Here is a 24,423-nt window from a genome sequence, read left to right as displayed (position 1 = left end):
CCGATACCGAGTGGATCAACCCCCGCGTCCGCGGCAGCGCCCTTGCGGGGACACACGTCCGTGCCGGGACGCGCGTCCGGGTCAAGGCCCGCGTCGGGGCCCGCGTCCGCGTCGGCACCTGCGCCGGGGGCGAGGCCGGCGCGCGGGGCGGTGCCGGGCAGTGTGGGGGAGGCGGTGGCTGTGCAGGAGGAGTTGCGGCCGCTGGTGGACCTGGTCGGGCCGGGGCCGACCGCGCCAGCGACGGTGGCTGGCCTGGACGTCGCGTACGCGCAGAGCGGTGACCTCCTCGCGGCGGCCGTGACCGTGCTGGACGCCCGGACGCTGGCCGTGGTGGAGTCCGCGGTCAGCGTGGGCCGGCCCGCGTTCAGCTACGTTCCGGGGCTGTTCGCCTTCCGTGAGCTGCCCGCGTTGCTCGACGCACTGGACCGGCTGAGCACCCGCCCGGACCTGATGGTCTGTGACGGGCACGGGCTGGCCCATCCGCGCCGATTCGGGCTCGCCTGTCACCTCGGCGTGGTCACCGGGCTGCCTGCGATCGGGGTGGGGAAGACGCCCCTGGTCGGTCAGTGGGATCCACCGCCCGCCGAGCGGGGTGCCTGGTCGCCGCTGCGCGACGGCGACGAGGTCGTCGGCCGGGTCCTGCGGACCCAGGACGGGGTGAAGCCGGTCTTCGTGAGCGTCGGGCACCGGATGAGCCTGGACAACGCCGCCGCGCAGGTGCTCGCACTGACCCCGCGTTACCGGCTCCCGGAGACCACCCGTACCGCCGACCGGCTCTGCCGGGACGCCCTCGCTCGCGCGCTAGCTGGGCATCCCTAGCCAGCAGTCCGGCAGAGCCCGCAGCAGGTCGGCGGGCCGGGCCCTCAAACCGTAACGCCGCACACATACGGCCCGCTCAATGACCAGGGGTGGGGGTGGGCCGGTAGTAGCCTGACCGCGGACCCCACCCGGGGAGGAACGGTGAGGTGATCATGACGGTACGTCGGCGCGTGGCGCGGCTCGGGACGGTCTGCGGTCTGGTGGGCGGCCTGGTGATGCTCGGTGCGTCGCCGGCGCTGGCCGACGACGACTCGGTCCGGGTGGGTTCGGCCAGCAGCTTCGCCGCCGGCGGCTCCGCGCAGGGGGTGAACGTCGCGGTGCGCAAGCGCTCCGACGGGTGCGTCCTGCTGCGTACCGCCCTGGGTCTGCGCCTTGAGGGTCTCCAGCCGGACCAGGTGACGGTGCAGGTCAACGCGGGCGGGACCTGGTTCCCGGTGGCCGTTTCCGGCGGTGACGGCAGCGTGGTGACCGGGCAGACCTCGCCGGCGAAGCCGACCCTGTGCAAGGGCAAGGGCATCACCGTGCGCTACCGGGTGGCGTTCGCCGCCGGTGCTCCGGCTGGTCGGCTCGTGGTGACCGGCGCGGCCGCCAGCGCGGCAGGGCAGGAGCTGGGTCGGGGTTCCGACTCGGCGAAGGTGACCGGCGGCCGGGCCTCCGCGTCGCCGACCCCGTCGAAGAAGCCGTCGCCCACCCCGAGCGTGGCCACGACCGAGGCCGCGCCGGTCGACGCGGTGAATCCGGCCGCGCTGGACGGCGCGCCCGACACCACGGCTACCGCGGCCGAATCGTCCGGGGGCGGCTCGCCGGTGATGTTCTTCGGCATCGCGATGGTGGCGGTTGGGCTGCTGCTCATCGGGCTGCTGTTCCGTCGCTCGCGGCAGGATCGGACACCGACCGACGGGGCGCTGGGACCGCTGCCGGGCAACCCCGGTGGCACCACCTACCGCTCCGGCGGGGGGTCGCCGACCGCGCCCGGTCACCCCGGCCCGGTGTACGGCCAGCCGCAGCCGGCCGACGGCTACGGCACGGTGCCCTCCCCCCGGCCCGCCACTGGTGGGGTCTACGGGGCACGGCCGGCCGATCCCGCGCCGACGCCGGACGCGACGCAGCCGATGCCGGGCAATCCTCCGGCCCGCCCGCTGCCCGGCGATCCGCCCGCCGACGGCGGCGATCACACCGTGTTCATGCCCCGGCTCCCCGGCTGAGCGGGGACCGGCGTCGACCCTCCGATACGCTCAGGTTCGGTGGAAACTGCGGCCCGAGGAGCGGAACTAGTGTCGGATCTGTCCCAGATCGTGAAGGCGTACGACGTCCGAGGGACGGTGCCGGACCAGTGGGACGAGCGGGTCGCCGAGGCACTCGGAGCAGCATTCACCCAACTGCTCAACACCACTGAGGAGCCGGGCGACGCGGTCGTCGTCGGGTACGACATGCGGGCCAGTTCGCCCGGGTTGGCCGCCGCCTTCGCCGCTGGCGTCCGGGCCGAGGGACGCTCGGTGATCGAGATCGGGCTCGCCTCCACCGACCTGCTCTACTTCGCCTCCGGTTCGCTCGACCTGCCCGGTGCGATGTTCACCGCCAGTCACAACCCGGCGCAGTACAACGGCATCAAGATGTGCCGCTCCGGTGCGCGTCCGATCGGCCAGGACAGCGGGCTGGCAGAGATCCGTGAGCGGGCTCAGGCGCTGCTCGACTCGGGCGAGTCCCGGCCGGCCGGCGAGCCGACCCGGCCCGCCGAGCGGCGGGACCTGCTCCCCGACTACGCCGCGTACCTGCGCAAGCTGGTCGACCTCTCCGGCAGCCGGCCACTGAAGGTGGTGGTCGACGCCGGCAACGGGATGGGCGGCTTCACCGTCCCCACCGTGCTGGGCGACGCCGCCCTGTCGGCCCTGCCGCTGGAGATCGTCCCGCTCTACTTCGAACTGGACGGCACCTTCCCCAACCACGAGGCCAACCCACTGGACCCGGCGAACCTGGTCGACCTCCAGCGCGCCGTGGTCGAGCACGGGGCCGACATCGGGCTGGCCTTCGACGGCGACGCCGACCGGTGCTTCGTGGTGGACGAGCGCGGTGAGCCGGTCTCGCCGTCGGCGATCACCGCCCTGGTCGCCGCGCGCGAGCTGGCCAAGCACCCGGGTTCCACGGTGATCCACGGTCTGATCACCTCCAGCGCGGTGCCGGAGATCATCCGTGAGCACGGTGGGGAGCCGGTGGTCGCCCGGGTCGGGCACTCCTTCATCAAGGCGGAGATGGCCCGGACCAACGCTGTCTTCGGCGGTGAACACTCCGCGCACTACTACTTCCGGGACTTCTGGTTCGCCGACACCGGGATGCTCGCCGCGATGCACACCCTGGCCGCGCTCGGCGAGCAGTCACTGCCGCTGTCCGTGCTGGCCGGCGAGTACGAGCGCTACATCGCCTCCGGTGAGATCAACTCGACGGTGCTCGACCAGGCGGCGGCGGTGGCCGAGGTGCGGGCCGCGTACCCCGATGCGGTGCCCGACGAGATGGACGGGCTCACGCTGCGTTTCCCCGATGGCGCCTGGTTCAACCTGCGCGCCTCCAACACGGAGCCGTTGCTGCGCCTCAACGTCGAGGCGCCCACCCGCGAGCGGATGGTCTCGCTGCGGGACGAGGTGCTCGGCCGCGTTCGCCGATAAGATCGCCTGCGCCGGTCGGCACCGCCGCCGGTGAAGCCGCACACGTGGAAGGAGCCGTGCCATGGCCCTGGATCCGCAGTTGCTCGAGATTCTCGCCTGTCCGGACACGCACCACGCCCCGCTCGCCTACGACGCCGAGGCGCAGACGCTGACCTGCACGCAGTGCGCCCGGATCTTCGAGGTCCGCGACGACGTGCCGGTGCTGCTGCTCGACGAGGCGCGCGGCGGCCCCGGGCAGCCCTCATGATCGACGGTACGGCCGGGGTCAGCGGACGTCGTGACGCCGACGAGGCACTGCTCGACAACCCGGATGCCCTGGCCGAGCAGGACCCGGGCGGCATGCTCCGGCACACCGCCTCGGCCGGCGCGCAGGTCCGCGAGACGGCCGCACTGGCCGCCGAGGCGAACCTTGCGGTGCTCGCCGACGACGGGCGGCCCCGGGCCGTGGTGATCGCCGGCATCGGCACCGCGGGGCGGACCGGGGACATACTCGCCACGGTCGCCGGGCCGCGCTGCCCGGTCCCGGTCATCGCGCACCGTAGCGCCGGCGTACCCGGTTGGGTGGGTGCGGCCGACGTGGTGATCGCCGTGAGCGCGTCCGGTCGCAGCCCGGAGGCGCTGGGCGCCGCCGAGGCGGCGCACCGGCGGGGCGCCCGGCTGGTCGCGGTGGGTGCCCCCGACTCGCAGTTGCAGTCGGTCGCCGAGCGGGCCCGAGCGCCGTTCATCCCGGTGCCCCGGCGCGCACCGGCGCGGGCCAGCCTCTGGGCGCTCACCGTGCCGGTCCTGCTCGCCGCCCGTTCCCTCGGGCTGGTGAAGGTCAACGAGGCGGACCTGGCGGAGACCGCGGCCCGGCTCGACGCGGACGCCGACCGCTGCCGGTCCGCAGCGGAGTCCTTCGTCAACCCAGCGAAGTCACTGGCCCTGGGCCTGGCCGGCTCGATCCCGATCGTCTGGGGCTCGTCCCCGCTGGCCACCGTGGCGGCCCGCCGGTTCGGCGACACCCTGTCGGCCAACGCCCGCTACCCGGTGGTCACCGGGGCGCTCGGTGAGGCCGGTCGGGGCCGGGTCGGCCTGTTGGACGGGGTCTTCGGTGGCCTGGCCGAGGGGGAGCGGGACATCTTCGCCGACCCGGCCGAGGACGACGGCGAGGGGACCCGACTGCGGCTCGTGCTGCTGCGCGATGGCGGGCTCAACGCCGAGGACGACACGGACGAGCCGCTGGCGGTCGAGGAGCGCCGCGCGGACGCGGTGCAGACCCTCGCCGAGCGTCGCGGGGTGCGGTGCGACGTGGTGACCGCCGAGGGCGGCTCCGCGCTGGAGCGGCTGGCCTCGCTGATCGCCGTCCCGGACTTCGCCTCGGTCTACCTTGCCCTGGCCCACGGACTGGACCCGATGGCGGTACCAGCCATCACCGAAATGAAGGAGCTGTCGAACCAGTGAACGAATGTAGGGGGCGGCGCGGCACGCGCGCACCGGGCAGCGCAGTGCGGCAGAGCGGGGCGCTCGCATGAGCGCCAACGGCGGAACCAAAGCGATCGTCGCCGCCCTGCTGGCCAACGTCGGCATCGCCGTCACCAAGTTCGTCGCGTTCCTGCTGACCAGCTCGTCGTCGATGCTGGCCGAGGCGATCCACTCGGTCGCCGACTCCGGCAACCAGGCCCTGTTGCTGCTCGGCGGCAAGCGGGCGAAGCGGGCGGCCACCCCGGAGCACCCGTTCGGGTACGGCCGGGAGCGCTACGTCTACGCGTTCATCGTGTCGATCGTGCTGTTCAGCGTCGGTGGCCTGTTCGCCCTGTACGAGGCGTACCACAAGTGGGAGCACAAGGGGGGAATCGAGTCCTGGCACTGGGTGCCGGTCGTCGTGCTGGTGGCGGCGATCATCATGGAGTCGTTCTCCTTCCGAACCGCCATCAAGGAGTCCAACCTCGTCCGGGGCAACCAGTCCTGGGTGCACTTCATCCGCCGGGCCAAGGCGCCCGAGCTGCCGGTGGTGCTGCTGGAGGACCTCGGCGCGCTGGTCGGTCTGGTCTTCGCGCTGTTCGGCGTCACCATGACGCTGATCACCGGCAACGGCGAGTGGGACGCCGCCGGCACCGCGATGATCGGCATCCTGCTGGTGACGATCGCCGTCGTGCTGGCCATCGAGACCAAGAGCCTGTTGCTCGGTGAAGGCGCCGAGCAGCAGGACGTGGCCGCCATCGAGCGGGCGATCACCGAAGGCCCCGAGGTGGAGCGGATCATCCACATGAAGACGCTCTACCTGGGGCCGGAAGAGCTGATGGTGGCCGCGAAGATCGGGGTGCAGGCCTGCGAGAACGCCCACGATCTGGCCCGGGGCATCAACGCCGTGGAACTGCGGATCCGTGCCGCCGTTCCGACCGCCCGGGTGATCTACCTGGAGCCGGACATCTACAGCGCCGCCGCCGCTGAGGCCGGCACCGGTGCGGCCGCCGACACCGCCGTGACGCAACCCGGGGATGGATCGGGCGAGGCGGCCGGGCGGCCCGGGGGCTGACAGGTGGAGCTGCTGTACGGACCGATCCGGGACTACGCCTGGGGGTCCCGCTCGGCGATCGCCATGTTGCAGGGGCGACCGGTGCCCAGCGCCGGCCCGGAGGCGGAGCTGTGGCTGGGCGCCCACCCGGGCGCCCCGGCCAGCGTTGAGCGGGCCGGCCTCCGGGTCAGCCTCTGCGACCTGGTGCGCGACGAGCCGGGGCAGTGGCTCGGCCAGCGGGTCTCGGATCGGTTCGGCAGCAGGCTGCCGTTCCTGCTCAAGGTGCTCGCCGCCGACGCCCCGCTGAGCCTGCAGGCCCATCCGGACGCCGAGCAGGCTCGGGCGGGCTTCGCGGCGGACACGGGGCGCCCGCTGGAGGAGCGCAACTACTCCGACCCGCACCACAAGCCGGAGCTGCTGGTGGCGCTGACGCCGTTCGAGGCGCTGTGCGGTTTCCGGGACCCGGCGGAGTCGGCCGAGGCGCTCGCCGCGTTCGGCGTACCGGCGTTGGCGCCGGTGGTCGCCGCGTTGCGAACCGGGCCGGCGGGGCTGCGGGCGGCGGTGCAGACGCTGCTCGCCTGGCCGGCGGCGGAGCGCGGCGAGTTGCTGGGCTCCGTGGTGGTGGCCTCGACCGACAGCCCGGACGCGGAACTGGCCCGACGGCTGGCTCTTGCCTACCCGGGGGACCCGGGCGTGCTGGTCGCGCTGCTGCTGCACCACGTGCGGCTGGTGCCCGGGGAGGCGATCTGGATGCCCGCCGGCAACCTGCACGCCTACCTGAGCGGCTGTGGAGTGGAGATCATGGCGGCCAGCGACAACGTGCTGCGCGGCGGGCTGACCCCGAAGCGGGTGGACGTCGACGAGTTGCTGCGGGTGCTGCGCTTCGAGGTGCTCGACGATCCGGTACGGACCGCGCAGCCGGTCGCCCCGGGGGTGGACTGGTGGCCGGTGCCGGTGGACGACTTCGCGCTGCACCGGGTTCGGGTCGGGGCGGCGGTGCCCTCGGTCACGCTGTCGCTGCCCGGTCCCCGGGTGGTGCTCTGCGGTGTCGGCCCGATCACCGTGGACGACGGGGCTGGCGCGTTGACGCTGGGGTCCGGTCAGGCGGCGATCGGCACCGCGGCCGGTGAGCAGTTGCGTGTCAGTGGCAGCGGTGAGGCGTACGTGGCGACCGCCGGACTGCGTTGACGCTGACTCACCGCGACGACACAAGTCCGACTTTCCCGGAATAGCTTGACGCTGTGCTGCTCGGGTGTGACTCTATGAGTACGCAGCGTTATCGCGACGACGGTCCGGCAACGTGCGGGGAACCAAACCGGGGGGATGCGCGGGGCGGGCGGGAGTGGGCGGAATTTCTGTCCATCACCGACCGCCCCGTGCGCTGTCCGCGGACCGTCCCTGGCGCCCGTCGCCGACGCGCGTAAGGTGGAGGGTCGGCGCAGACATCGTTCGACAGGAGCTTTCATGACCAGCACCCTCCCGGCGTTCCCCAGCGGTACGCCGTCCGAGGCCCGGCCGAGCACCCTCGCCGAGGGCGACTTCAAGGTGGCGGATCTGTCGCTTGCCGAATACGGGCGCAAGGAGATCCAACTCGCCGAGCACGAGATGCCCGGCCTGATGTCGATCCGCCGGGAGTTCGCCGAGGCGCAGCCGCTCGCCGGCGCGCGGATCACTGGCTCGCTGCACATGACCATCCAGACTGCCGTCCTGATCGAGACGCTGGTGGCCCTCGGCGCGCAGGTGCGCTGGGCGTCCTGCAACATCTTCTCCACTCAGGATCACGCCGCCGCGGCGATCGTCGTCGGCCCGGACGGCACCCCCGAGGCCCCCGCCGGCGTTCCGGTCTACGCCTGGAAGGGCGAGACCCTGCCGGAGTACTGGTGGTGCACCGAGCAGGTGCTCGCCTGGCCGGACGGGCAGGGCCCGAACATGATCCTCGACGATGGCGGCGACGCCACCCTGCTGGTGCACAAGGGCGCCGAGTTCGAGCAGGCCGGGGTCGTGCCGCCGGTCGAGTCCGCCGACTCCGAGGAGTACGCGGTCATCCTCGAGCTGCTGCACCGCTCGCTCCCTGAGGACGGTCAGCGCTGGACCCGGATCGCCGCCGGCATCAAGGGCGTGACCGAGGAGACCACCACGGGCGTGCACCGGCTCTACGAGATGCACCGCGCCGGCACCCTGCTCTTCCCGGCCATCAACGTCAACGACTCGGTGACCAAGAGCAAGTTCGACAACAAGTACGGCTGCCGGCACTCGCTGATCGACGGCATCAACCGGGCCACCGACGTGCTGATCGGCGGCAAGATGGCCGTCGTGATGGGCTACGGCGACGTGGGCAAGGGCTGCGCCGAGTCGCTGCGTGGCCAGGGCGCCCGGGTCGTGGTGACCGAAATCGACCCGATCTGCGCGTTGCAGGCCGCGATGGACGGCTACCAGGTCGCCACCCTGGACGACGTGGTCGAGCAGGGTGACATCTTCATCACCGCCACCGGCTGCTACGACGTCATCACCAACGAGCACATGGCCCGGATGAAGCACCAGGCCATCGTCGGCAACATCGGCCACTTCGACAACGAGATCGACATGGCCGGCCTGGCCAAGCGCTCCGACGTCGAGCGGGTCAACATCAAGCCGCAGGTCGACCTGTGGCGCTTCGCCGACGGGCACGCCATCCTCGTGCTCTCCGAGGGCCGCCTGCTGAACCTGGGCAACGCCACGGGGCACCCGAGCTTCGTGATGTCGAACTCGTTCGCCAACCAGACGATCGCCCAGATCGAGCTGTTCACCAAGACCGAGGACTACCCGATCGGCGTCTACGTGCTGCCCAAGCACCTGGACGAGAAGGTCGCCCGGCTGCACCTGGGCGCGCTCGGCGCCAAGCTGAGCACGCTGACCAAGGAGCAGGCCGCCTACCTGGGCGTCTCCACCGAGGGTCCGTTCAAGCCGGACCACTACCGCTACTGATCGACACTTTCGTACCGGGTCGGCTGTCCGCAGCCGGCCCGGTTCGTCGTTCCCGGCCGGTTCGGACCCTGGTCAGTCCGGGTGGGAACGACGGCGGGCGGGGCGGAACCACGTCCACAGACACCAGGCCAGCCATCCGAGCGACACGACGGTGGCCAGCGCCCGCATGCGCAACGCGCTGAGCAGCAGCACCACGGCCAGCACCGTCAGCCACGGCAGGAATCCCTTCACGGCGGGATCCTTTCACAGCCCGGACGACACTGGCTGATCGTCGCTCGGCCGAGGCTGGGTCGCGACCCAGGTGAGCTTGTCGAGAACGGCTTGACGAGGCCTCTGATCAGGAGGAAGGTATGGCTGCCCTAAGTTAGCTGAGAAGTGCCTGAGGATCTCGGAGTCCCGATGTTCGCCACCTATCTGATCGGCCTGCGGGAAGGCCTGGAAGCGACCCTGGTGGTCAGCATCCTCGTGGCCTTCCTGGTGAAGTCGCAGCGGCGGGACCGGTTGCCGCAGGTCTGGGCAGGGGTCGGCCTGGCCGTTGCGCTCTCGGTGCTCTTCGGCTGGCTGATCGAGTACACCTCGACCTCCCTGCTGGCCCGCTCCGAGGACCGCGAGTTGTTCGAGGCGGTCACCTCCGTCGCCGCCGTCGTCTTCGTCACCTGGATGATCTTCTGGATGCGTCGGGCTGCCCGGAGTATCGCTGGCGAGCTGCGGGGCAAACTCACCGAGGCGCTGGCCGTCGGCTCTCTGGCGGTCGCCGCGATGGCCTTCCTCGCGGTGATCCGCGAGGGCCTGGAGACCGCGCTGATCTTCTACTCCGCAGCCCAGGGCGCGGCCGGCGACAGCGGGCCGCTGCTCGCGCTGATCGGCGGCATCGCCACCGCCGTGGTGATCGGCGGGCTGCTCTACGCCAGTGCCCTGCGGATCAACCTCAGCAAGTTCTTCACCTGGACCGGCGCGCTGCTGATCCTGGTCGCCGCCGGCATCCTCAAGTACGGCGTGCACGACTTCCAGGAGGCCGGCGTCCTGCCCGGCCTGAACGACCTGGCCTTCGACATCACCACCGTGCTCGACCCGAGCACCTGGTACGCCGCGCTGCTCGCCGGCATGTTCAACGTGACTCCCGCGCCCACCGTGCTGGAGACGATCGCCTGGGTCGGGTACGCCGTGCCGGTCCTCCTGCTCTTCCTGCGCCCGACCCGCCGCAAGTCGGCACCCGTCGCGGCACCGGGCGGGACCGCGAGCGAGGCGGCCCCGACGACCGGCGCGAGCGACACCGCGAACACCCCCACCCCCACCCCCACCACCGCTACCGGCACCGAGCGCGGGGCCGACCCCGGGGCCGACGCGGCGACCACGCCGCAGCGTGCCTGACCCCACGAGGAGAGACAGCTCAGATGCGTACCGCCCGATTTTTCGCGCTGGCCGCCGCCGGCGTGCTGGCGACGACCGGTGTTGCCGCCTGCTCCGACTCGGAGAAGGGTGACTCAGCCACGGCCGGCGGCCCGATCGTTGTCAAGGCCAGCGACACCGCCTGCGACGTCGGCACCACCGACCTCGGCGCCGGCACCGCCACCTTCAAGATCACTAATTCCGGTGCGAAGGTGACCGAGTTCTACGTGTACGCCTCCGGCGACCGGGTGATGGGCGAGGTCGAGAACATCGCCCCCGGGCTGAGCCGTGAGCTGCACGTGGAGCTGCCGGCCGGCACGTACGAGACGGCCTGCAAGCCGGGGATGAGCGGCAAGGGCATCCGGGGCGCGCTCAAGGTCAGCGGGTCGGCGCAGCCGCTGACCGCCGACGCCGCGCTGGCGGGCGCCACGGACAACTACCAGCGGTACGTCAAGAGCCAGACCGGCGCGCTGCTGGAGAAGACCGAGGAGTTCGTGGCCGCGGTCAAGGCCGGCGACGTGGCGAAGTCCAAGGCGCTGTTCCCGGTGGCCCGTACCTACTGGGAGCGGATCGAGCCGGTGGCCGAGATCTTCGGCGACCTCGACCCCAAGATCGACGGCCGGGAGGAGGTCATCGAGGAGGGGATGGAGTTCACCGGCTTCCACCGGATCGAGAAGGACCTCTGGCAGTCCGGCGACATCAGCAAGGACGGCCCGATCGCCGACCGGCTGCTGGCCGACGTCAAGGAGATCGTGGCCAAGGCCAACGCCGAGAAGCTCTCTCCGCTCCAGCTCGCCAATGGCGCCAAGGAACTGCTCGACGAGGTGGCCAGCGGCAAGATCACCGGCGAGGAGGACCGCTACTCGCACACCGACCTGTGGGACTTCGCCGCCAACCTGGAAGGTTCCAAGGCCGCCGTGTCCGCCCTGCGGCCGGCGCTGGAGCAGCGCTCGCCGGAGCTGGTCACGCAGCTGGACACCGAGTTCACCAACGTCGAGGCGCTGCTCGGCAAGCACCGCGACGGCGACGGCTGGAAGCTGCACACCGCGCTGAGCAAGGCCGAGCTCAAGGAGCTTTCCGACGGCATCAACGCGCTCGCCGAGCCGATCAGCAAGGTCGCTGCGGTCGTCGCCCGGTGACCGGACGTCAGGGGGAGTCGAGTCGATGAGCGGAAGCAGGTTGAGCCGGCGGCGGGCGATCACGCTCGCCGGTGTCGGAGTGGCCGGAGTCGCCGGGGTGGCGGCGGGCGCGGGCGCGCTGATCAGCGACTCTCGTGACCCGGCCGCGGCCAGCGACCACCCGGCGGGGGCGGTGCCGTTCCATGGCGAACACCAGGCCGGCATCGTCACCCCGGCTCAGGACCGGCTGCATTTCGTCGCCTTCGACGTGATCACCAAGGACCGGGCCCGGCTGGTCGAGCTGCTCGAGGAGTGGACGGCTGCCGCCGTGCGGATGACCGCCGGGCGCGACGCCGGGGTGCTCGGCGCGGTCGGCGGGATGCCGGAGGCCCCGCCGGACGACACCGGCGAGGCGCTCGGCCTGCCCCCGTCGCAGCTCACCCTGACGATCGGCTTCGGGCCGACGCTGTTCCGCGACGCCGATGGCCGGGACCGGTTCGGCATCGCCGACCGGCGCCCGGCCGCCCTGGCCGAGCTGCCGAAGTTCCCCGGCGACGCGTTGCAGCCGCAACTCTCCGGCGGAGACCTCTGCGTGCAGGCGTGCGCCAACGATCCGCAGGTGGCGGTGCACGCGATCCGCAACCTGGCCCGGCTCGGTATGGGTGTGGTCAGTGTTCGCTGGTCGCAGCTCGGCTTCGGTCGTACCTCGTCGACCTCCCGCGACCAGGCCACCGCGCGCAACCTGTTCGGCTTCAAGGACGGCACGGCCAACCTCAAGGCCGAGGACACCGACCTGCTGCGCGACCAGTTGTGGGTGCAGCCGGGCGACGGGCCGGACTGGATGGCCGGCGGCTCGTACCTGGTCACTCGCAAGATCCGGATGCTCGTGGAGACCTGGGACCGGACCTCGCTGGCCGAGCAGGAGGAGATCGTCGGCCGGACCAAGGGCAGCGGTGCCCCGCTGGGCAGGACCGACGAGTTCGACGAGCCGGATTTCGCCGCCCGTGGTGACGACGGGCAGCCGGTGATCGCCGAGCACGCCCACGTCACGCTGGCGCACCCCAGCCGCAACGCCGGCGCGCACCTGCTGCGCCGGGGCTACAACTTCGTCGACGGCTCGGACGGCCTCGGTCGGCTCGACGCGGGCCTCTTCTTCATCGCCTACCAGCGGGATCCACGCCGGCAGTTCGTGCCGATCCAGACCCAGTTGGCCCGGCACGACGTGATGAACGAATACCTTCGGCACGTCTCCAGCGGCCTGTTCGCCTGCCCGCCCGGAGTGCGCGACGGCGGGGACCACTGGGGGCGGGCACTCTTCGGCTGACCTCGGTCGTGATCGTGACAGTGCGACCGGCCGGAGGTAGCGGTGGCGCCAGGCGGCGCAGAAGGGGGATCATGGTGATGGCTCGGCTCCGGAACTTTCCGCGCGCCGAGCCCCCGCACCACGTGGCGCCGCCGCCGCAGGTCGGGATGCCACACTTGCCGGCGGCGCTATCCGTGCCGGGTGACGCCGGTCCCACCGAACTGAATGGGGATGCAATATTAATCCCATGAGAGCCCGGGTACTGGTGGTCGACGACGACCCCGCACTCGCCGAGATGCTCGGCATTGTGCTGCGTAGCGAGGGCTTCCTGCCCTCGTTCGTGGCCGACGGCGAGCGGGCGTTGGCGGCATTTCGCGACAGTCGTCCGGATATCGTGCTGCTCGACCTGATGCTGCCCGGAATGAGTGGTATAGACGTGGCCCGCTCGATCCGGGCCGAGTCCGGCGTGCCGATCGTCATGCTGACCGCCAAAAGCGACACCGTCGATGTGGTGCTCGGCTTGGAGTCCGGGGCCGACGACTACGTGGTCAAGCCGTTCAAGCCCAAGGAGCTGGTGGCCCGGATGCGGGCCCGGCTGCGCCGGGGCGAGGATGTGGCGCCGGAGATGCTGACCATCGGGCCGCCCAGCAACCAGATCACCATCGACGTGCCCGCGCACACGGTCAGCCGCAACGACGAGGAGGTGAAGCTGACTCCGCTGGAGTTCGACCTGCTGGTCGCGCTCGCCCGCAAGCCGCGTCAGGTCTTCACCCGCGAGGTGCTGCTGGAGCAGGTCTGGGGCTACCGGCACGCTGCCGACACCCGGCTGGTCAACGTGCACGTGCAGCGGCTGCGCGCCAAGATCGAGCCGGACCCGGAGCGGCCGGAAATCATCCTCACCGTGCGGGGCGTGGGCTATAAGGCGGGGACCGGATAGCCTGGTCGCACTGTGTCGACCTCCCCGCCCCCGCACCCCCCAACCACGGTTCCCCGCCGGCCCGGCGCCGGCTGGGAGCTGTGGCGTGCGCTGAGCGGGCGGGCCACCCGGATGGTCGCCCGGGTGCACCAGACCTGGCGTCGCTCGCTCCAGGTCCGGGTGGTGACCATCACGTTGGTCGCCTCCAGCCTGCTGGTCGGCGGTTTCGCGTACCTGATCGCTGACAAGATCACCACGATCCTGCTCGACAACGCCCGCACCGATGTCCGGATTCGGGTGAACAGCGGCGCCGGCTACGCGGTCAAGCAGGTCTCCCTCTACGGCCAGCCGCAGGAGGCGCAGCTCCAGGAGACCATCGAGGACACGGTCAATTACCTGGCCGGCGGCGACCCCCAGCAGACCGGTGGTGTGGTGGTGGCGATCACCGCCGACGGCTACCCCAACATCATCCAGACCCGCACGGCGCCCGCGGTGAACGTCCAGCCACTGATCAGCCCGGAGCTGCGGGCCGCGGTCGCCGACGGCAAGGTGGCCAGCCAGATCCGCACCGGACGGCTCACCGGGGAGCCGACCAAATATCTGGTGTACGGCTCGCCGGTGCCCACCCGGTTCGGCCAGATCGAGTTGTACTACCTCGTGCCGTTGACCCGGCAGGACGCCACCGCCGCCGATGCCCGAGCCACCGTGGTGGCCACCGGGGGTGCCCTGGTGATCCTGCTCGGGCTGCTCGCGGCCCTGGTCACCCGCCTGGTGGTAAACCCGGTCCGGGTCGCCGCGCGGACCGCCCAGCGGCTGTCCGCCGGCCTGCTCGACCAGCGGATGGTGGTCAACGGGGAGGACGACCTCGCTCTGCTCGCCGCCTCGTTCAACCAGATGGCTACCAACCTGCAACGGCAGATCCTGCGCCTGGAGGAGATGTCCCGGTTGCAGCGCCGGTTCACCTCCGACGTCTCGCACGAGCTGCGTACCCCGTTGACCACGGTCCGGATGGCCGCCGACCTGATCTTCGCCGAGCGCGACGAGTTCGATCCGGCGGTGGCCCGCAGCGCCGAGCTGCTCCAGGCCGAGCTGGACCGTTTCGAGGAGCTGCTCACCGACCTGTTGGAGATCAGCCGGTTCGACGCGGGCTTCGCCATGCTGGACGCCGAGCCGACCGACCTGGTGCCGGTGGTCTACCGAGTGGTCGACCGGTTGGCCGGCCTGGCCGAGCGGGTGGGCGTACCGATCGAGCTTGATCTCCCGGGCACGCCGGTGATCGCCGAGGTCGACCCGCGCCGGGTCGAGCGCGTGTTGCGCAACCTGGTCGGCAACGCCGTCGAGCACGGTGAGGGCCGGCCGGTGCTGATCACCCTCGGCATCGACGAGACCGCCGTGGCGATCACCGTTCGGGACCACGGGGTGGGGCTCAAGGTGGGCGAGGAGAAGTTGGTCTTCAACCGGTTCTGGCGGGCGGACCCGTCCCGGGCCCGGCAGACCGGGGGTACCGGGCTGGGCCTGTCGATCAGCCTGGAGGACGCCCGGCTGCACGGCGGCTGGCTGGAGGCGTGGGGTGCGCCCGGGCAGGGCGCCCAGTTCCGGCTCACCCTGCCGGCCCGCGCCGGTGACCGGCTGACCACCTCACCGCTGCGGCTGGTGCCCGCCGACGCCGCGCTGCCGTTCGGTGGCCCCCGGGACGGTGGCCCGCTGGCCATCGGGCCGGGCACCGGCGGGGCGCTGGCGATCAACCCGGCACCGGCCGGGGACGGGCAGCGGGCGGAGGTGAGCTCGTGAGGCGTCAGGGTCTGCTCGGGGCAGTGGGCGTGGTGTTGCTGCTGGGTGCCGGATGCGGCATCCCGGAGGCGTCCGACGTGCGGGTGGACGGCAAGGGTGGCACCGCGGCGGAGGCCGCTTCGGTCAACGGCCGGGGCAGTGAACCGCCGTCGCGGACGGCCAGCGGCAGCGCCAACGATGCGTTCGTGCGCAACTTCCTGTCCGCCGCCGCAGGCGAGTCGGACCGGGCCTACGAGCGGGTCAAGCAGTTCGTTGCCCCGGAGCACCGGTCCCGGTTGCAGGAGAAGAAGGGCAGTGAGGTCGCGCTGACCGTGGTCCGCCTGCGGGAGACGGTCTTCACCCTCAACAGCGACTCGACCACCACCGTGAAGATCACGGTGCAGCAGATCGGCGTGCTGGGGACCAACGGCACCCTGGCTCCGCCGGTGGCGACCGAGACGGAATACGAGTTCGGGCTGCGCAGCGGGGCACTCGGCGGAGCCGGCAACGACGAGCGCGCCGGCCTGTACGTCCTCAACCCACCGAACGTGCTGCTGCTGAGCGACGTGGCCCTCCAGCAGTACTACCAGGACGAGTCGATCTACTTCTGGAACTCCGACCGCAGTCGGCTGGTGCCCGACCAGCGTTACCTGCCGCTGGCCGTGCCGGACGAGCGCCGGGTCAACGAGGTGGTGAAGTGGCTGGTCGGCGGCCCTTCCGAGTGGCTGCGCCCCGGTGTCGTCGGGCTACCCGACCGCACCGAGCTGATCAACAATGCCACCGGTGCGAACGGCCGGTGGGAGGTCAACCTGGACATGTCCGGTGACGACAAGACCCGCATCGACCAGCTGATCACGCAGCTCGCCTGGTCGCTGGGCGACCTGCCGGGCGAGCTGGAGTTGAAGATCCGCAACAACTCGCAGCCCGTACAGGATCTGAACGAGCGCCGACTGTCCCGTGGGCTCTACCCGATCACGGAGAGCCCGCAGCGGTTCGGCGTGTACGAGGGCGCCATCCGCCCGCTCGACTTCGTCGGTGAGCCCAGCGGCGCCGTGCCGTTGGCGGCCGAGGCCAACCGCAACATCGTCTCTGCCAGTCTGGCCCGGGACGACAGCAGGATCCTCGCCGCGATGGTGGTGACCAGCGGCAAGGGCCGGCACCGGCTCGCCGTGGGCACCGGCCGCGTTCCGGTCAGCGTGCCCAACCGGAGCGGGCCCGAGTACGCCTCGATCAGCCGCCCGGTCTGGCTGCGCACCATCGACTCTCGCCCGGCTCGGGGCCTGGTGGTGGCCGACGGCCGGCTCTACCGCTTCGACGAGGCCGCCCGGATGTACCCGGTACCGCTCAACCTGCCCTCCACCGAGGTCACCGCGGTGGCGGCCGCGCTGGACGGCCAGCGGGTCGCGTTGATCGCCGGCGGCCGGCTCTACGTCGCGGCGGTCAACCTGGACGGCGGGGGAGTCTCCATCGGCCCGCCCCGGTCATTGGTCACCTCGCTGACCGGCCTCACCGCGGTGGACTGGGGCAGCGAGGACCGGCTGGTGGTGGCCGGGTCCGCCGGCCAGCCGGCGATCTACGAGATCAGCGTCGACGGTGCCCTGGAGACGCCGCTGCGGACCGACGTGGGTGCCAAGGTCAACCACTTGGCGGCGTACCCGACCAATCGCAGTGTGCCGCTGCCCAGCGGGGCGTACATGTACGAGGCGAACGGGGTGGCCTACCGCAGCAGCCCGTTCGAACGGATCGAGGCCCAACGGGTGCGGGACATCGCCCCGCCGCCCGCCGGGGTCCGCGCGAGCAACCCGTCGGCCCCGTTCTTCCTCTACTGACGTCGTGCGCGGGCTCTGGGCGGATCTCGCCGATCTGGTGGTGCCCGCCGACTGCGCGGGCTGTCGGGAGCGCCGGCCCGGCCTGCGGCACGGGGTCTGCCCGACCTGTGTGACGGCGCTGGGCGCACTCCGCCCCCGGGCCGTCCTTCCCACCCCCGTCCCGCCCGGCCTGCCGCCCTGCGTCGCCCTCGGCCCGTACGCCGGCCCGCTGCGCGAGGCCCTGCTGGCATACAAGGAGCGCGGCCGGCACGGGCTGGCCCGCCCACTCGGCGCTCTGCTCGCCGAGGTTGTCGCGGCGGCGGTCGGCCGGGCCTGTCCGGTGGCGCTGGTGCCGGTGCCGGACACCGCGGCAGCGGCCCGGGCACGCTACGGCGACCACCTCGATCGGCTGGCCCGGCACTGTGCGGCCCGGCTGAGCCGGGGCGGCTGGCCGGTGCGGGTGGACCGGCCGCTGCGCGCGCTGCCCCGACCCGACTCGGTGACCCTGGACAGCGCCGGCCGGGCGGCGGCGGCCGAGGCGGCGTTCCGGCCCCGTTCCGGTGCGCCCAGCGGGGGCGGCGCACCCGTGGTGGTGCTGCTGGACGACATCGTCACCACCGGGGTCACCCTGGCCGCCGCGTCCCGGGTGCTGGCCGGGACCGGTCGGGCACCGAGTGTCGCCGTGGTGCTCGCGGCGACCGAGAAACGACTCCTTTCGTAACCGACCGTGTTTCCGTTTCACCCGTTGGTGTATGAGCTGCGAAAAATACTGGGCCGTCTCGGCAACTTGGGGTGACGACCGGGCGAACAAGAGTTAGCGTTTCGCTGTCGGGGGTAGGAGGTCATTCCACCCGCCTCCGGCGGTGAGAGGAGGCGTAGCCGTACTGACCGGTCGACGCCAGCGGGGCTCCCCAGGGCGCGCGACCGGGTTACCGGATCGAAGACCGTCCGAACAAGGGAGGTCACGTGGACATCGTGGTCAAGGGCCGTAACGTCGAAGTGCCGGACCATTACCGGGTGCACGTAGCCGAGAAACTCGCAAAGGTCGAACGCTACGACCACAAACTTATTCGTGTCGATGTCGAGCTGTTCCATGAGCGCAATCCGCGCCAGGCCGACCACTGCCAGCGGGTGGAGATCACCTGCATTTCCCGGGGCCCGGTGATCCGGGCCGAGGCCTGCACGGATGACTTCTACAGCGCGCTCGACGCGGCCATCGCGAAGCTCGACACGCGGCTGCGCCGCGCGGCCGATCGTCGCCGCGTACACCGTGGTCGGCACGCGCCGATCTCCGTCGCCGCCGCCACCGCCGACCTGCCGGTCGCGGACCTGGTGGCTGCCCCGCTGAGCGCGAACGGTGACGGTGCCCGCTCCGGCACGGCCGTCGCCGAGCGGGTGGAGGAGGAGTACGACCAGCAGCCGTGGCACATCGCCCGGGAAAAGGTGCACCCGGCGGAACCGATGACCATCGACGACGCCCTGTTCGAGATGGAACTGGTCGGCCACGACTTTTACCTGTTCCAGGACAAGGAGTCCGGCCGCCCGAGCGTCGTCTACCGCCGCCACGCCTACGACTACGGCATCATCTCCCTCGCCACCTGACCGGGCCTGACCCGCGTCGATCATGGAGTTGTGGTGGGGCGGCCCCGACCGCCCACCACAACTCCATGATTTGTCAGCGGAGGTCGGCGGGTAGCAGGGCGAAGGTCAGGTCGTCGAGGCGGACGCCGGCCAGGCCGGGGAGCCGGGCGCGCTGCAGGGCCTCGCGGTGGAAGCCGACCCGCTCCAGCACACGGTGCGAGGCGGTGTTCTCCGGCACGGTGCCGGCGGTCAGCCGGGCGATGCCAGCCGGCCCGAACGCCCAGCCGGCCAGCAGCCGGACCGCCCGGGTGGCGTACCCCCGGCCCCGCCAGTCGGGTAGCAACGCGTAGCCGATCGACCCCTCGCCGCTGGACACGTCGGTGTACGACAACCCGCAACTGCCCGCCGGCTCGCCGCTGGCCACGTCGGTGATCAGCAGCCGGGCGATGTCGCCGGTCAGCCACCCGCTCTCCGCGAGCCGGCAGCGCCGCTCGATCGCGGACCGCTCCGGCGGCACGGGCGGCGCCTGGTTCGCCACCACCTCGGGCCGGCTGTGCAGTCGGTACATCAGCTCCGCGTCGTCCGGGGCGAGCCGGCGCAGGGCCACCACCTGATCGGTGAGCACCCCGCCCGGCAGGTCGGGCAGCAGCCGGGCGGCCGGGCCGGGCGGGTCGTCGGTGAGGCGTACCCAGGCCAGCAGGTCGTGCCGGACGCCGTCGCGGCGCGCGCCGGCCGAGCGGCGTACCCCCTCGTGGTGGAAGCCGGCAGCCAGCGCGACACGCTGGCTCGGCCCGTTCTCCGGGTCGGTGAGCAGCTCCAGCCGGACCGTCCCGGTGTCGAACGCGTGCTCGCTCAGCGCGCGGGTGGCCGCGGCGGCCACCCCCCGCCCGCGCGCCGCCGGCCGCACCCAGTAGCCGACCTCGGCCTGACCTCGCGCGGGCACCGGGTTGCTCAGCCCGACCCCGCCGAGCAGCCGGTCGGTGGCCGGGTCGGCGACGGCGTACACCGCGCCACCCCCGGTCCAGACCGCCGGTGCGCCAGCGTCGATCCACCAGCGGGCGTCGGTCTCCGTGTACGGGGCCGGCATGCCCGGAATGAACCGCTGGGTGAGCGGGTCCGCGCAGGCGGCGACGACGTCGGCGGTGTCGGCGGCCCGGAACGGGCGCAGCCGCACCCCGTGCGCCTCGACGACCTGCTGCAGGGTCACGTCAGGTCCTTGGGGAGCAGCGCGGCCACCCAGACGTCGACCCGCTCACCCCGGTGCTGCAGGCCGCCCCGGGCCGTCCCCTCGAACGCGAAGCCCGCCTTCTCGGCCACCCGGCGGGAGGCGGTGTTTCCCACGTGCGCCTTCCACTCGATCCGGGCCAGTCCCAGCGTGGTGAAGCCCCAGGCGCTCAGGGCGGCCAGCGCCGCCGGCATGTAGCCGCGGCCACGGGCCGCCGGGGCGGTCATGAAGCCCACGTCGGCGAGCAGCGGATCGGCGGGGGAGAGCCGCAGGTCGATCGAACCGGCGTACCGGTCATCCGGGTCGGCGATGACGAAGCAGGCTGCCTCCCCCCGCGCCCAGGCTTCTCGGCCGAAGTTCTCGTACCACTGCGCGTCGGAGCGCTCGTACGGGTCCGGCACGGTGGTCCAGCGGATGGTCTCCGGGTCCCGGCAGGTCTCCACCACGGCGTCCAGGTCCTGCTCCTCCATCGGACGCAGCCGCAGCTCGCCGGCCCCGGCGGTGGCGAACAGGGTGGGTTGCGGGCGGCCGAAGACGGCGGCCCGCAGGGCGGCCAGGGTGCCCGGACCGGCCGGCTCGGTCGACCCCGGCTCGGGCACCTCGCCGGGCAGCAGAGACCCGATCCAGCCGTCCGCGCTGCCCTTGAGCGCCGGGTCGGCCAGCCGCAGCCGGCCGTCGATCCGGAACCCGGCCCGGAGCGCGACCAGCCGGGAGGCGTGATTGCCCACCTCGGCCTGCCAGATCAGCCGGCGCAGCCCGAGCGTGTCGAAGGACCAGCGGGCCACCGCGCGGGCGGCCCGGACGGTCACCCCTCGGCCGCGCGCCCACGGGGCCGTCCAGTAGCCGATCTCGCCGGTGCCGGCATCGCTGATCGAGATCAGCCCGCAGGAACCCAACAGCTCGCCGGTGGTCGGGTCGCAGACCGCGAACGGTGCCCCGGTGCCCTCCGCCCAGGCCCGCCCACTCATTTCGGTGACGAACCCGTGCGCGTGTTCGGGTAGGTATGGGCGCGGTACGGTGGTCCAGCGCTGGATGTCGGGGTCCTGGCACGCGCGGTGCACCGCGTCGGCGTCGGCGTCCCGCCAGGGCCGCAACAGCAGGCCGTCCTCGATGATCTCCACAGGCTCCACCCGTGCATCGTGCCGGAACGTTCGCCGACGGCGTAACCGGATAACCTTCGGTACGCACCCGGTGCGCGAGTTATGTCGGGTTCGGCGGGGTGGACCGCCGCCACCAGTGACCATCGCGCCGATGGAGCGCCTACGATGGTTCGAGACTGTCTAGGGGAGCGTTGATCCGTGTCGATTCTGGAAAAGGTCCTTAACGCGGGCGAGGGCCGCATGGTGCGCCGGCTCAAGGCCATCGCCGCCGCCGTCAGCTCGATCGAGGACGACTACGTCAACCTCACCGACGAGGAACTGCGGGGCATGACCGAGCAGTTCCGCGAGCGGCTCGCCGACGGCGAGACCCTCGACGACCTGCTGCCGGAGGCGTTCGCGGTGTCCCGCGAGGCGGCCGCGCGGGTGCTCGGCCAGCGGCCGTACGACGTCCAGGTGATGGGCGGCGCGGCGCTGCACTTCGGCAACATCGCCGAGATGAAGACCGGTGAGGGTAAGACGCTGACCTCGGTCATGGCCGTCTACCTCAACGCGCTCTCCGGCGACGGCGTGCACGTGATCACGGTCAACGACTACCTCGCCCAGCGCGACGCGGCCTGGATGGGCCGGGTGCACGAGTTCCTCGGGCTGACCGTCGGCGTGGTGCTGCCCAACCGGCCGGCCACCGAGCACCGTGCCGCGTACGAGTGCGACATCACCTACGGCACCAACAACGAGTTCGGCTTCGACTACCTGCGCGACAACATGGCGTGGTCGAAGGACGAACTGGTGCAGCGCGGGCACAACTTCGCGGTGGTCGACGAGGTCGACTCGATCCTGATCGACGAGGCACGTACCCCGCTGATCATCTCCGGCCCGGCCGAGCACTCGGCCCGCTGGTACGGCGAGTTCGCCGGCGTGGTGGCCCGGCTCCAGCCCGGCACCGACGGTGAGGGCGACTACGAGGTCGACCACTCCAAGCGCACCATCGCGGTCACCGAGCGCGGTGTCGCCAAGGTCGAGGACCGGCTCGGCATCGACAACCTGTACGAGTCGGTGAACACTCCGCTGGTCGGCTACCTCAACAACGCCATCAAGGCCAAGGAGCTCTACAAGCGCGACAAGGACTACATCGTCAGCGACGGTGAGGTCCTGATCGTCGACGAGTTCACCGGTCGCATCCTGCACGGCCGCCGCTACAACGAGGGCATGCACCAGGCGATCGAGGCCAAGGAGGGGGTGGAGATCAAGCAGGAGAACCAGACCCTGGCCACCATCACCCTCCAGAACTACTTCCGCCTCTACAGCAAGCTGTCCGGGATGACCGGTACGGCGCAGACCGAGGCGAGCGAGTTCAACAAGGTCTACAAGGTCGGCGTCGTGACGATCCCGACGCACCGCCCGATGGTCCGCGAGGACCGGCCGGACGTCATCTACAAGACGGAGAAGGCCAAGTTCAACGCGGTCATCGAGGACATCGCCGAGCGGCACCAGATGGGTCAGCCGGTGCTGGTCGGCACCGTTTCGGTGGAAAACTCCGAGATCCTTTCCCAGTTGCTGCGCCGCCGGGGCATTCCGCACAACGTGCTGAACGCCAAGTTCCACGCGCGGGAGGCCGAGATCGTCGCCCAGGCCGGGCGTAAGGGCGCGGTCACCGTGGCCACCAACATGGCCGGCCGTGGCACCGACATCCTGCTCGGCGGCAACGCCGAGTTCCTCGCCGCGAACGACCTGCGCCAGCGCGGCCTCGACCCGCTGGAGAACGAGGACGAGTACGCCAAGGCGATGGAGGAGGTCCTGCCCACGTGGAAGCAGGCCTGCGACGCCGAGGCGGACGAGGTTTCCGCCGCTGGTGGCCTGTACGTGCTGGGCACCGAGCGGCACGAGTCGCGGCGGATCGACAACCAGCTGCGCGGTCGCGCCGGCCGGCAGGGTGACCCGGGCGAGTCCCGCTTCTACCTGTCGCTGCAGGACGAGCTGATGCGGCGCTTCCGGGCCGGCGCGGTCGAGGCGGTGATGGAGCGCTTCAACATCCCGGAGGACGTGCCCATCGAGTCGAAGATGGTCACCCGGCAGATCAAGAGCGCCCAGGCCCAGATCGAGGGCCAGAACGCCGAGATCCGTAAGAACGTGCTCAAGTACGACGAGGTGCTCAACAAGCAGCGCCAGGTCGTCTACGCCGAGCGGCTCCGGGTGCTCAACGGCGAGGACCTCTCTGAGCAGGTCCGCAACATGATCGACGACACCGTCGAGGCGTACGTGCGGGGTGCCACCTCCGAGGGTTACGGCGAGGACTGGGACCTTGAGCAGCTCTGGTCCTCCCTCAAGCAGCTCTACCCGGTCGGCGTGACGATCGAGGAGTTGGAGGAGGAGGCCGGCGGCTCCCGGGCCGGCATGGACGCCGACTTCCTGGTCGCCCGCCTCAAGGAGGACGCGAACGCCGCGTACGACCGCCGTGAGGAGCAGGTCGGCACCGAGGGGGTGCGCCAGCTCGAGCGGATGGTGCTGCTCCAGGTGATCGACCGCAAGTGGCGTGAGCACCTCTACGAGATGGACTACCTCCAGGAGGGCATCAACCTTCGGGCGTACGCCCAGCGCGACCCGGTGGTGGAGTACCAGCGCGAGGGCTTCGACATGTTCGCCACCATGATGGACGGCATCAAGGAGGAGACGGTCGGCTTCCTCTACAACGTCGATGTCCAGGTGACCGAGCCAGAGCCGGATGCCGAGGAGGTCACGCTGCTCGACAAGCCGGTAGAGATCCGGGCCAAGGGTCTCAACCGGGCGCCGCAGCGGCAGGGCCTGCAATACTCCGCCCCCACCATCGACGGTGAGGCCAGCCCCGGCGCGGTGGCCGTCGAGCAGGCCGAGCAGCAGGCTCCGGCGCTCGGTGTGGGTCGACCGGCCCCGGGTGCCCCGGCGTCGCCGGGGGCGAGCGCTCCGTCCGCCCCGCAGCGGCCGGCCTCCGGGCTGCGTGGCCCGGCGGTGCCGTCGGCCGCCTCCCGACGGCCGGCACCGAACCAGGCCGAGGCCAGCAACGGCCCGTCCCGCAACGCGCCGTGCCCGTGTGGCTCGGGCCGCAAGTACAAGCGGTGCCACGGCGCCCCCAACGGCGGCAACTGACCGACAGCAGCGCGACGGGCCCCGGCCGATTTGGCCGGGGCCCGTCCGTGTCTCCAGCACCGACGCCGGGGGCCGCCGACCGACCGGCCGGGCCGCCGACCGGCGCGGGGTGGGGTCGCTTGGGTCGGAGTGATCGACTCCATGTCGGCGATGTCG

The 24,423-nt window shown here is 71.7% G+C and carries 20 protein-coding genes; 17 read left to right on the top strand and 3 right to left on the bottom strand.

Annotated elements, in window-relative coordinates; all coding sequences use genetic code 11:
* Positions 1-150 precede the first annotated feature (150 nt).
* The 8 genes from nfi to ahcY all read left to right on the top strand — a co-directional run bounded on the left by nfi (position 151) and on the right by ahcY (position 8,937).
* Positions 151-819 carry a deoxyribonuclease V gene (gene nfi / locus ACFY29_RS10275; RefSeq protein ID WP_386984986.1) on the top strand — a complete coding sequence of 223 codons (669 nt, stop codon included), beginning with the start codon at positions 151-153 and terminating at the stop codon, positions 817-819.
* Between the two features lie 152 nt (positions 820-971).
* Entirely contained in the window at positions 972-2,024 is a 1,053-nt protein-coding gene (locus tag ACFY29_RS10270; protein WP_386984984.1) for a hypothetical protein, read from the top strand.
* Positions 2,025-2,093: 69 nt separating this feature from the next.
* On the top strand, positions 2,094-3,479 hold the full coding sequence (locus ACFY29_RS10265; RefSeq protein ID WP_328423743.1) for a phosphomannomutase/phosphoglucomutase: 1,386 nt from the start codon (positions 2,094-2,096) through the stop codon (positions 3,477-3,479).
* A gap of 61 nt (positions 3,480-3,540) precedes the next feature.
* Positions 3,541-3,726, top strand: coding sequence for a Trm112 family protein (locus ACFY29_RS10260; protein WP_328423745.1), 186 nt, complete (start codon positions 3,541-3,543; stop codon positions 3,724-3,726).
* Entirely contained in the window at positions 3,723-4,919 is a 1,197-nt protein-coding gene (locus tag ACFY29_RS10255; protein ID WP_355606575.1) for an SIS domain-containing protein, read from the top strand. Before ACFY29_RS10260 ends, ACFY29_RS10255 begins: the two co-directional genes overlap by 4 nt.
* 67 nt (positions 4,920-4,986) lie before the next feature.
* Entirely contained in the window at positions 4,987-5,994 is a 1,008-nt protein-coding gene (locus tag ACFY29_RS10250) for a cation diffusion facilitator family transporter (protein ID WP_328423749.1), read from the top strand.
* 3 nt (positions 5,995-5,997) lie between these two features.
* The gene (gene manA / locus ACFY29_RS10245; protein WP_386984981.1) at positions 5,998-7,161 is read left to right on the top strand and encodes a mannose-6-phosphate isomerase, class I; all 1,164 of its coding nucleotides are present in this window, start codon (positions 5,998-6,000) and stop codon (positions 7,159-7,161) included.
* Between the two features lie 276 nt (positions 7,162-7,437).
* Positions 7,438-8,937 (top strand): adenosylhomocysteinase, encoded by a 1,500-nt coding sequence (gene ahcY, locus ACFY29_RS10240; RefSeq protein ID WP_328423753.1) that lies wholly within the window; start codon positions 7,438-7,440, stop codon positions 8,935-8,937.
* A 72-nt stretch (positions 8,938-9,009) separates the two neighbouring features.
* Here ahcY and ACFY29_RS10235 read toward each other — a convergent pair whose 3' ends face one another.
* Positions 9,010-9,168, bottom strand: coding sequence for a hypothetical protein (locus tag ACFY29_RS10235; protein ID WP_328423755.1), 159 nt, complete (start codon positions 9,166-9,168; stop codon positions 9,010-9,012).
* A gap of 168 nt (positions 9,169-9,336) precedes the next feature.
* On the opposite strand from ACFY29_RS10235, the gene efeU reads away from it, so the two are divergent.
* The 8 genes from efeU to hpf all read left to right on the top strand — a co-directional run bounded on the left by efeU (position 9,337) and on the right by hpf (position 18,843).
* Positions 9,337-10,308, top strand: coding sequence for an iron uptake transporter permease EfeU (gene efeU, locus ACFY29_RS10230; RefSeq protein ID WP_386986619.1), 972 nt, complete (start codon positions 9,337-9,339; stop codon positions 10,306-10,308).
* Positions 10,309-10,331: 23 nt separating this feature from the next.
* Positions 10,332-11,465 carry an iron uptake system protein EfeO gene (gene efeO / locus ACFY29_RS10225; RefSeq protein ID WP_386984979.1) on the top strand — a complete coding sequence of 378 codons (1,134 nt, stop codon included), beginning with the start codon at positions 10,332-10,334 and terminating at the stop codon, positions 11,463-11,465.
* Positions 11,466-11,490: 25 nt separating this feature from the next.
* On the top strand, positions 11,491-12,768 hold the full coding sequence (gene efeB / locus ACFY29_RS10220; protein WP_386984976.1) for an iron uptake transporter deferrochelatase/peroxidase subunit: 1,278 nt from the start codon (positions 11,491-11,493) through the stop codon (positions 12,766-12,768).
* A gap of 226 nt (positions 12,769-12,994) precedes the next feature.
* On the top strand, positions 12,995-13,684 hold the full coding sequence (mtrA, locus tag ACFY29_RS10215) for an MtrAB system response regulator MtrA (protein ID WP_355606592.1): 690 nt from the start codon (positions 12,995-12,997) through the stop codon (positions 13,682-13,684).
* A gap of 12 nt (positions 13,685-13,696) precedes the next feature.
* Positions 13,697-15,454 carry an MtrAB system histidine kinase MtrB gene (mtrB, locus tag ACFY29_RS10210; protein ID WP_386984974.1) on the top strand — a complete coding sequence of 586 codons (1,758 nt, stop codon included), beginning with the start codon at positions 13,697-13,699 and terminating at the stop codon, positions 15,452-15,454.
* On the top strand, positions 15,451-17,262 hold the full coding sequence (locus tag ACFY29_RS10205) for an LpqB family beta-propeller domain-containing protein (RefSeq protein ID WP_386984972.1): 1,812 nt from the start codon (positions 15,451-15,453) through the stop codon (positions 17,260-17,262). Before mtrB ends, ACFY29_RS10205 begins: the two co-directional genes overlap by 4 nt.
* 4 nt (positions 17,263-17,266) lie before the next feature.
* Positions 17,267-17,962, top strand: coding sequence for a ComF family protein (locus ACFY29_RS10200; protein WP_386984970.1), 696 nt, complete (start codon positions 17,267-17,269; stop codon positions 17,960-17,962).
* 245 nt (positions 17,963-18,207) lie between these two features.
* On the top strand, positions 18,208-18,843 hold the full coding sequence (gene hpf, locus ACFY29_RS10195; protein WP_328423771.1) for a ribosome hibernation-promoting factor, HPF/YfiA family: 636 nt from the start codon (positions 18,208-18,210) through the stop codon (positions 18,841-18,843).
* A 73-nt stretch (positions 18,844-18,916) separates the two neighbouring features.
* On the opposite strand, the gene ACFY29_RS10190 is transcribed toward hpf, so the two are convergent.
* Both ACFY29_RS10190 and ACFY29_RS10185 read right to left on the bottom strand, forming a co-directional pair.
* Positions 18,917-20,029, bottom strand: a complete 1,113-nt coding sequence (locus ACFY29_RS10190; protein WP_386984967.1) for a GNAT family N-acetyltransferase — start codon at positions 20,027-20,029, stop codon at positions 18,917-18,919.
* Positions 20,026-21,177 (bottom strand): GNAT family N-acetyltransferase, encoded by a 1,152-nt coding sequence (locus ACFY29_RS10185; protein ID WP_386984965.1) that lies wholly within the window; start codon positions 21,175-21,177, stop codon positions 20,026-20,028. The genes ACFY29_RS10190 and ACFY29_RS10185 overlap by 4 nt, the downstream gene beginning before the upstream one ends.
* Positions 21,178-21,345: 168 nt before the next feature.
* On the opposite strand from ACFY29_RS10185, the gene secA reads away from it, so the two are divergent.
* The gene (secA, locus tag ACFY29_RS10180) at positions 21,346-24,267 is read left to right on the top strand and encodes a preprotein translocase subunit SecA (protein WP_386984963.1); all 2,922 of its coding nucleotides are present in this window, start codon (positions 21,346-21,348) and stop codon (positions 24,265-24,267) included.
* Positions 24,268-24,423 lie beyond the last annotated feature (156 nt).

The organism is Micromonospora sp. NPDC000668, assembly GCF_042897975.1.
Classification (GTDB): domain Bacteria; phylum Actinomycetota; class Actinomycetes; order Mycobacteriales; family Micromonosporaceae; genus Micromonospora.
The sequence above is the reverse complement of the archived record's forward strand: the minus strand, read 5'-3'. Positions and strand labels throughout refer to the sequence as shown.